Origin of the sequence: Coralloluteibacterium stylophorae (genome assembly GCF_018122625.2) — a bacterium.
In the GTDB taxonomy this organism is placed as follows: Bacteria; Pseudomonadota; Gammaproteobacteria; order Xanthomonadales; family Xanthomonadaceae; genus Coralloluteibacterium; species Coralloluteibacterium stylophorae.
Genome location: NZ_JAGQFT020000021.1, coordinates 1 through 8,575, shown reverse-complemented (window position 1 = coordinate 8,575; position 8,575 = coordinate 1). Strand labels below are relative to the sequence as shown.

General features: G+C 74.1%; 9 protein-coding genes. 8 read left to right on the top strand and 1 reads right to left on the bottom strand.

Annotated features, from left to right (window positions below; genetic code table 11):
• Window positions 1-72 precede the first annotated feature (72 nt).
• The gene (locus KB893_RS18055; protein WP_211926899.1) at window positions 73-588 is read right to left on the bottom strand and encodes a PadR family transcriptional regulator; all 516 of its coding nucleotides are present in this window, start codon (window positions 586-588) and stop codon (window positions 73-75) included.
• Window positions 589-1,484: 896 nt separating this feature from the next.
• On the opposite strand from KB893_RS18055, the gene KB893_RS18050 reads away from it, so the two are divergent.
• The 8 genes from KB893_RS18050 (at window position 1,485) to KB893_RS18015 (ending at window position 8,143) form a co-directional block, all read left to right on the top strand.
• Window positions 1,485-1,994, top strand: coding sequence for a MarR family winged helix-turn-helix transcriptional regulator (locus KB893_RS18050; protein WP_211926898.1), 510 nt, complete (start codon window positions 1,485-1,487; stop codon window positions 1,992-1,994).
• Window positions 1,991-4,129: an FUSC family protein gene (locus tag KB893_RS18045; protein ID WP_211926897.1), complete on the top strand. Its 2,139-nt coding sequence runs from the start codon at window positions 1,991-1,993 to the stop codon at window positions 4,127-4,129. Before KB893_RS18050 ends, KB893_RS18045 begins: the two co-directional genes overlap by 4 nt.
• Complete coding sequence (locus KB893_RS18040; protein ID WP_211926896.1) at window positions 4,119-4,319, top strand: DUF1656 domain-containing protein; 201 nt, start codon at window positions 4,119-4,121, stop codon at window positions 4,317-4,319. Before KB893_RS18045 ends, KB893_RS18040 begins: the two co-directional genes overlap by 11 nt.
• An 11-nt stretch (window positions 4,320-4,330) precedes the next feature.
• Window positions 4,331-5,344 (top strand): HlyD family secretion protein, encoded by a 1,014-nt coding sequence (locus KB893_RS18035; RefSeq protein ID WP_211926895.1) that lies wholly within the window; start codon window positions 4,331-4,333, stop codon window positions 5,342-5,344.
• 309 nt (window positions 5,345-5,653) lie between these two features.
• A complete protein-coding gene (locus KB893_RS18605) occupies window positions 5,654-6,781 on the top strand; it encodes a hypothetical protein (protein WP_211926894.1) in 1,128 nt (375 codons plus the stop codon).
• Entirely contained in the window at window positions 6,774-7,331 is a 558-nt protein-coding gene (locus tag KB893_RS18025; RefSeq protein ID WP_211926893.1) for a GTP-binding protein, read from the top strand. The genes KB893_RS18605 and KB893_RS18025 overlap by 8 nt, the downstream gene beginning before the upstream one ends.
• Window positions 7,328-7,729, top strand: coding sequence for a roadblock/LC7 domain-containing protein (locus tag KB893_RS18020; RefSeq protein ID WP_211926892.1), 402 nt, complete (start codon window positions 7,328-7,330; stop codon window positions 7,727-7,729). The genes KB893_RS18025 and KB893_RS18020 overlap by 4 nt, the downstream gene beginning before the upstream one ends.
• A 54-nt stretch (window positions 7,730-7,783) precedes the next feature.
• Entirely contained in the window at window positions 7,784-8,143 is a 360-nt protein-coding gene (locus tag KB893_RS18015) for a hypothetical protein (protein WP_211926891.1), read from the top strand.
• Window positions 8,144-8,575 lie beyond the last annotated feature (432 nt).

Here is an 8,575-nt window from a genome sequence, read left to right as displayed (position 1 = left end):
CCAGTTCCCTGTTCCCCGTTCCCCGTTCCCGCCTCCGATTCCCGATTCCCGATTCCCAATTCCCGCCCCCCGTCACATCCCGCGCTCGATCGCGCCGGCGGCCTCGCGCAACAGCGCCTCGACGCGCGCGGCCTCGTCGGGGGTCCAGTGCCCCTCGCGCGACACCAGCGCGCGCTTGAGCGTCTCCATCGCGCGGCGCACCGGCATCGGCACCCCCGCCCTGGCGGCGGCGCGCGCGCTGCGCGCGGTGCGGGCCAGCACGGCATCGACCTCGTCGCGATGCGCCGCGAGCCAGGCCCGCCCGGCCGCACTGACCGCGTGCCGCCGCCGCCCGCCTTCGGCCTCGACCGTGACCAGGCCCGCCGACTCCAGCTGCGCCAGCGCCGGATAGACCACGCCCGGGCTCGGCGCATAGCGCCCGTGGAACATGTCCGCGACCAGGCGGATCAGCTCATAGCCATGCCGCGGCTGCTGCGCGATCAGGGCCAGCAACAGCAGCCGCAGATCGCCGTGGCCGAGGCTCCGGGTTCGCGTGCGGGATGGCCTGGCCTGATCGTCGCCCGGTCCGGACATGCTCTGTTCCGACATATCTGAATTCGGCGGGACGATATATCTGATTCGACGCCGGCGCACCCGTCGCTCCGTGGAAGCACTGTTCCAAGCCCGTGGCTCCCGACCGCCCCGACGCACGAACGACCCGCGGCTGGCGCCGCGCCCCCACCCCAGCCCTCCCCCGCTGCGCGGGAGAGGGGCCAGAGCCGACGCGCCACGCTTTTCGCCCCTTCCCCGCTGATCGGAGGGGGCCGCGGGTGCGCCGCTCCAGCCCCTTCCCCCGCCTGCGGGGGAAGGTTGGGATGGGGGTGAGGCGCGAAGCGCATCCGGCGCCTCGACAAGCAAAAGCTCGCGGCTGGCGCCGCGCCCCCACCCCAGCCCTCCCCCGCTGCGCGGGAGAGGGGGCCACAACGCGCGCCACGCTTTTCGCCCCTTCCCCCGCCTGCGGGGGAAGGTTGGGATGGGGGTGAGGCGCGAAGCGCACCCGGCGCCTCGACAAGCAAAAGCTCGCGGCTGCGCCGCGCCCCCACCCCAGCCCTCCCCCGCTGCGCGGGAGAGGGAGCAGAGCCGACGCGCCACGCTTTTCGCCCCTTCCCCGCTGATCGGAGGGGGCCGCGGGTGCGCCGCTCCAGCCCCTTCCCCCGCCTGCGGGGGAAGGCTGGGATGGGGGTGAGGCGCGGAGCGCACCTGGCCACCCCGGACGAGCAAAAGCTCCGCGGCTGCGCCGCGCCCCCACCCCAGCCCTCCCCCGCTTCGCGGGAGAGGGGGCCACAACGCGCGCCACGCTTTTCGCCCCTTCCCCCGCCTGCGGGGGAAGGTTGGGATGGGGGTGGGGGGCGACCGTGGGGGGAACGCTCGAGTGCTGCGGGTACTCACCCGCGATTTAATACAAAAATGTATTATATGCAGCTGTAGCAACTCCGGGACCTGCCATGAGCCGCTTCGCCGCCACCGAGGAACGCCTGCGGGTCACGCGCCGCAAGCATCGCGGGTTTCCGCGCGATGCCGCGGCGCTGATCCGCCTGGTCAAGCTCCTGCACAAGCTGATCCACGACAACGCCAACGCGGTGCTGCGCGACTATGGGCTGACACACCCCGAATACAACGTGCTGATGATGCTCGACGGCTCCGAGGACGGGATGGCCGTCTCGGCCCTGGCCGAAGCGGCCGGCGAGAAGTCCGCCAACATGACCCGCCTCACCACCCAGCTCGTCGACAAGGGCCTGATCACGCGCGCGGCGAGCGAGTCCGACCGCCGCATGCTGGTGCTGCGCCTGACCGGCGACGGCGAGGCGCTGATCGAGCGCGTGCTGCCGGCGATCACCCGCCAGCTGCGCGGCTACGTCGGCGATCTCGACGGTGCCGCGCAGGCCGAGCTCGAGGCCCTGCTCAAGCGCCTGCTCGCGGGCGTGGAAGCGGCCTCGACGCCGGAGCGCGGATGAGCGCCACGCCCGCCGCCGCCGTGCCGCAGCCGGGCTGGCGCCGCGAGGCGCTCGACGCCCTGCGCGCCGAGGGCGGCGCCTGGCTGTTCGTGTTCAAGGTGCTGCTGTCGGTCTACCTCGCCGGCGGCATCGCCATGCGCCTGGGCTTCGCCGCGCCGTCGACGGCGATGATCACCGTGATCGTGGTGATGAACCGGCAGAGCGGCATGGTCGTGGCCAAGGCCTTCTACCGCGCGCTGGGCACCGTGGTCGGCAGCGTCGCCGCGGTCGCCATGGTCGGGCTGTTCCCGCAGCAGCCGGTGCCGTTCCTGGTCGCCTTCGCGCTGTGGGTCGGGCTGTGCGCGGGCGGCGCGCTGATGTACCGCAACTTCAAGTCCTACGGCTTCGTGCTGTCGGGCTACACGGTCGGGATCATCGCGCTGCCGGCGATCAACCAGCCGGAGCAGTTGTTCGAGCTCGCCACCGCGCGGGTGACCGAGGTGCTGCTCGGCCTGCTGGTGAGCACGGTGGTGTTCGACGTGGTGTTCCCGGTGCGCCTGCGCCAGACCTTGCGCATGCAGGCGCGCGAGACGCTGTCGGGCTTCCTCGACTTCGTCCGCGACGGCACCCTCGGCCTGCTGCCGCGCGAACGCATGGAGCAGGCCCACCTGCACTTCGTGCGCCAGAGCATGACCCTGGAGGACCTGCGCAGCTCGGTGGTGTTCGAGGACCCGGAGTTCCGCGCGCGCAGCCGGCGCATGCGCCTGCTCAACCAGCGCTTCATGACCTGCTCGACGCGCTTCCAGGCCCTGCACCACCTGATCAACCGCCTGCTGCGCAGCGGCCGCGACGTCGCCGCCGAGGCGCTGATGCGGCTCTACCGCCCGCTGGGCGAGGCGCTCGCCGCGCGCACCGGCGTCGGCGACGATCCCGGACTCGCCGCGCGCCTCGACACCCTCGCCGCCGCGCTGCCGGGCCGCGCGCAGGCGCTGCGCGCGACGCTGCCGCGCGAGCGGCTCGACGATTTCGACACCGGCGTGTCGCTGCTGCGCCGCTTCGTCGCGGACCTCGGCGACACCCTGCACACCGCCGCGGCGCTGCGCACGCCGGGGGCCGGCGGCGCGCGGCTGCGCGCGGGCGAGCGCGTGCGCTTCAGCCATGCCACCGACCCGGTCGCGGTGGCGGTGACCGTGGCGCGCAGCTTCCTGGTCGCGCTCGGCCTCGGCCTGGTCTGGCTCAACAGCGGCTGGACCACCGGCGCCGGCGCGCTGGTGCAGGTGGTCGCCTTCACCGGGATCCTGGCGACCATGCCGAACCCGGCCGCGGTCGCCGCGCAGATCACCAAGGGCTTCGGCCTCGGCCTGGCGATGGCCTTCGCCTGCCTGACCCTGGTGCTGCCGCACATGGACGGCTACGTGCTGTTCGTCGCCGGCACGCTGCCGTTCCTGGCGCTCGCGGTGTGGCTGTCGACGCGGCCGCCGCTGTTCGGCATGAGCCTCGGCATGTGCCTGGGCTTCCTGGTCTCGCTCGGGATCGGCCAGGCGCCGTCGTTCGACGTCGCCACCTTCCTCAACAACGCGGTGGCCTTCGCCGCCGGCGCGGTGCTCGCGCTGCTGGTGTTCCAGCTCATTCCCTCGGTCGCCGGCACGCCCGGCCAGCGCCGGCGCCTGCTGGTCGAACTGCGCCGCCAGGTCACCCTGGCCGCACGCGCACCGCTGGAGCAGCTCGGGCCGCGCTTCGAGAGCGTCAGCCGCGACCTGTTCCTGCAGATCGTCGGCCATACCGCGCCGGGCAGCGACGAATCGCGCACCCTGCTGCGCTGGGCGCTGTCGGTGCACGAGACCGGGCTGACCCTGATCGAGCTGCGCCGCGACGCCGCCGAGGCCGGCCTGCCGCCGGCGATCGCGCGCGACATCGAGCGCGCCGCCGACGCCGTCGCCCGCCTCTACGACCGCCGCGCGCCGGCCGACCACGCCGCCGCGCTCGCGCATCTGGATGCCGCGCTCGCCGCCACCGTGGTCGACGGCGCCACCCCGCCCGGCCTGCAGCCGGTGCGCGAACACCTGCACCTGCTGCGCTGCGCGTTGCGCGACGGCGATTCGGTGCTCGCGCCGCAGGCCGATGGTCCGCTCCCGGAGCCCGCCCATGCCCAGTGAAGTCGCCATCGGCGGCGTCTACCTGCCCGGCCTGCTGGTCGTCACCGGCCTGCTGCTGGCCGCGTTCTGGCTGTTCGACGGCCTCGCCGGCCGCCTCGGCCTGTACCGCCACGTCTGGCACCCGCCGCTGTTCCGCCTCGCCCTGTTCGTCATCGCGCTCGGCCTCGCCGGGCTGACGCTCCTGCACTGAAGTCGCCTGCCATGAAGACCGCCACCCTCGTCCGCATCGCCCTGACCACCGTCGTCGTGCTCGTCGCCGCCCTCGTCGCCCATGCGCTGTGGCGCCACTACATGCTCTCGCCGTGGACCCGCGACGGCCGCGTGCGCGCGGAGATCGTGCGGGTGGCGCCGGACGTCTCCGGACTGGTCGCCGAAGTCGCGGTCGCCGACAACCAGCACGTGGAGGCCGGCGAGCTGCTGTTCGTGGTCGACCGCGCCCGCTTCGAGTACGCGGTGGCCCAGGCCGAGGCCAACCTCGCCGCCGCCCAGGCTGCGGCCGAGGCCGCCGGCGCCAGCATCTCCGCCGCCGCCGCGGGCGCCGCGGCCAGCGCGGCCGAGTTCGAGGCCCGCCAGCAGCAGGCGCGCCGCCGCGAACGCATCCCCACCGTCATCTCCGCCGAGGCCCGCGCCGACGCCGAGGCCGCCGCCGCCGCCGCGCAGGCGACCTGGCGTCGCGCCCAGGCCGGTCGCAGCGAGGCCACCGCCTCGCAGCAGCAGGCGCTGGCCGCGGTCGAACAGGCCCAGGTCGCGCTCGACCGCGCGCGCCTGGACCTCGAGCGCACCGAAGTCCGCGCGCCGACCGCCGGCACCATCACCAACCTCGACCTGCGCGTCGGCGACTACGCCCAGGCCGGCAGCGCGGGCATGGCGCTGGTGTCCAGCGAGGACATGTGGATCTACGGCTACTTCGAGGAGACCAAGCTGCCGTTCCTGCACGTCGGCGACCCGGTCGAGATCCGGCTGATGGCCGGCGGCGTGCGCCTCGACGGCGAGATCGAGAGCATCGCCCGCGGCATCGCCGACCGCGACAACCCGACCGACGCCACCCTGCTGGCCAGCGTCGACCCGACCTTCAACTGGATCCGCCTCGCGCAGCGCGTGCCGGTCCGGGTGCGCATCGACGAGGCCAGCATCCCCGCGGACACCGTGCTCGCCGCAGGCATGACCGCGACGGTGATCGCACATCCGCGGGCCGAGGGCGCCGCCGGGAACTGAATGGCAGCGAACTGCGTCACAGAACATGGCACGAGGCTTGCTGACTGGAGCCCACCCTCCGGGCCGGCCGCACCGTGCCGGTCGGCTTCCCTCACCTCGCTGCAACGCAACATGACCATCATCCGCTCCCCCGAGATGTGCCGGCCCGCCGACCACGGACGCCCCACGGCCTGACGCATCCCGTCGCAAGCTGACGCGTCCGACCCGTTTCCGACGCGCCGCACCATCCCTCTCCTTCCTCCAGGACCCGTCCGTGGCCCTTGTCCCGCTGCACGCCCCGCTTCGCCCCCTGCCGGCGGCGGTCCTACGATGACCGCGCCTCTGCGCGTGGGCGTCGTCAGCGAGTCGGTGCGCGTGCAGGCCCGGCTGCGCTCCTACCTCACCCACCTCGGTTTCCGTGCCGGGCGGGGCTGGGCGTTCGCCACCGAACCGCCGTACGCGGTGCTGTTCCTGGACGGGCGCCTGGCCGCGTCCGACGCCGCGCGCCTGGCCCTGCGCGCGGCGGTGAGCCCGCGGGTGATCTGGATCGGCACGCCGCCGGCCGGCACCGAGGGGATCGCCGTGGCCGAGGACGCCAACATCGACATCGTCGCCGCCGCCATCGAGCGGGCGGCCGCCGAGCGCGGCGCCGCGCCGGCGCCCGTGGCAGCGCCGCGGCTGGCGCCTGCACGCGAGGCACCCACGCCCGCGACGCCTGCGCCCCTGGCGATCGCCGCGCCGGGCGCGCCGGCGCCGTCGTCGCCCGCCAACTTCCCGACTCCCACTCCGGCGCCGAGCCCGGGCACGGCCGCCGCGCCGAGCGGCCACGCGGCGTGGGCGCTCGCGCTGGCCCTGCTGGCACGCCAGCCGGAAGGCGGCAACGTGGCGCTGATGCGCGGCGAGCTCGCCCTGGCCCGGCTCGACTTCGACCGCCGCATCGTGCATCTGCTCGACACCCGCGCCGACGAAGCGGCACTGGCCTCGGCGCAGATCGAGCGCACCCTCGACCGTCTGCTCGCCGGCGCCCCACGCCTGGAGGCGGCGACCCCGCCGCCGCAGTCGGCGCTCGAACTCCAGCTCGACGCCTTCCTGTGGCGGCTGGGCCTGCGCATCGCCCACGGCGAACTCCTGCCCGTGGTCGCCGCCGCGCCCGGCCTGCGCCTGCGCCGCTGGCGCGACTTCGGCGAGCACCCGCAGCGCAGCCTGCACATGCGCTGGGCTGCGCACCTGACCCGGCGCGTGCTCGCGCCGGCCGAGGCGCGCACGCTGGCCGGCATCGAGCAGCGCGCGATGAACGCCTTCCTCAATGCCGCCGCGCTGTGCGGCCTGCTCGACTACGGCCGGCCCACGGCACCGCCGCCGGCCGCGGCGGCGACCAGCGGCACCGGCGCCTCGCTGCGTTCGCTGGTGCGCAGCCTGCGCGCGAGCCTCGGCCTGGGAGGCGCGCGCAATGCCTGAGGTCCACAAGATCGTGTTCGCAGGCGCCATGGGCGCGGGCAAGACCACCGCCATCGCCGCGGTCAGCGAATGCCCCGTGGTCTCCACCGACGTCGCCAACAGCGACCGCGCCCAGGCCGACAAGGCGACCACCACCGTGGCCATGGATTTCGGCCAGGTCGCGCTCGACAACGGCGACGCCCTGCACCTCTACGGCACGCCCGGGCAGGCGCGCTTCGACTTCATGTGGGACATCGCCGTGACCGGCGCCGTCGGCCTGGTGCTGCTCGCCGACAACAGCCGGCCCGACCCGCTCGCCGACCTCGCCGGCTACCTCGACGCCTTCGGTGCGCGCCTGGGCGACACCGCAGCCATCGTCGGCGTCGGCCGCAGCGAGAGCCACCCGCAGCCGAGCCTGGACGCCTACTTCGACCTGCTCGAAGGCCGCGGCCTGAGCCTGCCGGTGTTCGCCGTCGACGTGCGCCGCCGCGACGACGTCCTGCTGCTGCTCGACGCCCTGTTCCACCAGATCGAAGCCATGGCCGACACCGACGAAGGAGCCTTCCGTTGAGCACGCCGAGCAAGACCGAGCAGTACGTGTGCGAGCGCCTGCTCGAGGACCTGGTGCAGGGCGAGCGCGGGGTCGACGTGGCCCTGGTCGCCACCGTCGACGGCCTGCACATCGCCTCCGCCGCTCGCGGCGAGAGCGCGGTGGATCCGGCGCGCTTCGCCGCCATGGCCAGTTCGCTGCTCGCCCTGTCCGCGCGCCTGGCCGCCGACGCCGCGCTGGGCGCCTCCCGGAGCGTCTCCATCGACACCGAATCCGGCCGCGTGCTGCTGATGGCGATCCCCTCGCCGACCCGCCCGCGCGTGCTGCTCACCCTGTCGTCGGCCAGCGCCACCCTCGGCGCCCTGATCGTCGCCACCCGCCAGTGCGCCGAGGCGATCGCCTCGCGCGTCGCCGGCTGAGCCCGTTTCCACCACCCGCAGTTCCCACCCGCTCCAGCCAATAAGGAAGAACAGATGAGCAACCTCACCGCCTCGCTCGACGCGCTGGCCGCCCTCGACGGCGCCATGTGCGCCGCCCTCGTCGACGTCGACAGCGGCATGACCCTGGGCACCGCCGGCAGCGGCGTCGACCTGGAAGTCGCCGCGGCCGGCAACACCGAGGTCGTACGCGCCAAGCTGCGCACGATCCGCGCGCTCAACCTCGACGACGAGATCGAGGACATGCTGATCACCCTCGGCAAGCAGTACCACATCATCCGCCCGATGCGCCGCGCGACCGACCTGTTCCTCTACGTCGTCTTCGACCGCAACCGCGCCAACCTCGCCATGGCCCGCCGCAAGGTCTTCGAGATCGAAGCCAAGCTCGAAATCTGACCTCCCCACCCGCTCCGCTTCCACCCCTTCCCCCGCCTGCGGGGGAAGGCTGGGACGGGGGTGAGGCGCGAAGCGCACCTGGCGTCCCCAACAGCGAGAAGCCCGCGGCTGCCGCCGCGCCCCCACCCCAACCCTCCCCCGCTGCGCGGGAGAGGGGGTCAGAGCCGACGCGCCACGCTTTTCGCCCCTTCCCCCGCCTGCGGGGGAAGGTTGGGATGGGGGTGAGGCGCGGAGCGCACCAGGCGTCCCCGACAGCGAGAAGCCCGCGGCTGCCGCCGCGCCCCCACCCCAACCCTCCCCCGCTTCGCGGGAGAGGGGGTCAGAGCCGACGCGCCACGCTTTTCGCCCCTTCCCCCGCCTGCGGGGGAAGGTTGGGATGGGGGTGAGGCGCGGAGCGCACCGGGCGTCCCCGGACGAGCAAAAGCTCCGCGG

Coding starts and splice junctions, on each gene's coding strand:
- KB893_RS18050 (WP_211926898.1), top strand. CDS start 1,485: ATGAGCCGCTTCGCCGCCACCGAGGAACGCCTGCGGGTCACGCGCCGC.
- KB893_RS18605 (WP_211926894.1), top strand. CDS start 5,654: ATGACCGCGCCTCTGCGCGTGGGCGTCGTCAGCGAGTCGGTGCGCGTG.
- KB893_RS18055 (WP_211926899.1), bottom strand. CDS start 588: ATGTCGGAACAGAGCATGTCCGGACCGGGCGACGATCAGGCCAGGCCA.
- KB893_RS18015 (WP_211926891.1), top strand. CDS start 7,784: ATGAGCAACCTCACCGCCTCGCTCGACGCGCTGGCCGCCCTCGACGGC.
- KB893_RS18040 (WP_211926896.1), top strand. CDS start 4,119: ATGCCCAGTGAAGTCGCCATCGGCGGCGTCTACCTGCCCGGCCTGCTG.
- KB893_RS18025 (WP_211926893.1), top strand. CDS start 6,774: ATGCCTGAGGTCCACAAGATCGTGTTCGCAGGCGCCATGGGCGCGGGC.
- KB893_RS18035 (WP_211926895.1), top strand. CDS start 4,331: ATGAAGACCGCCACCCTCGTCCGCATCGCCCTGACCACCGTCGTCGTG.
- KB893_RS18045 (WP_211926897.1), top strand. CDS start 1,991: ATGAGCGCCACGCCCGCCGCCGCCGTGCCGCAGCCGGGCTGGCGCCGC.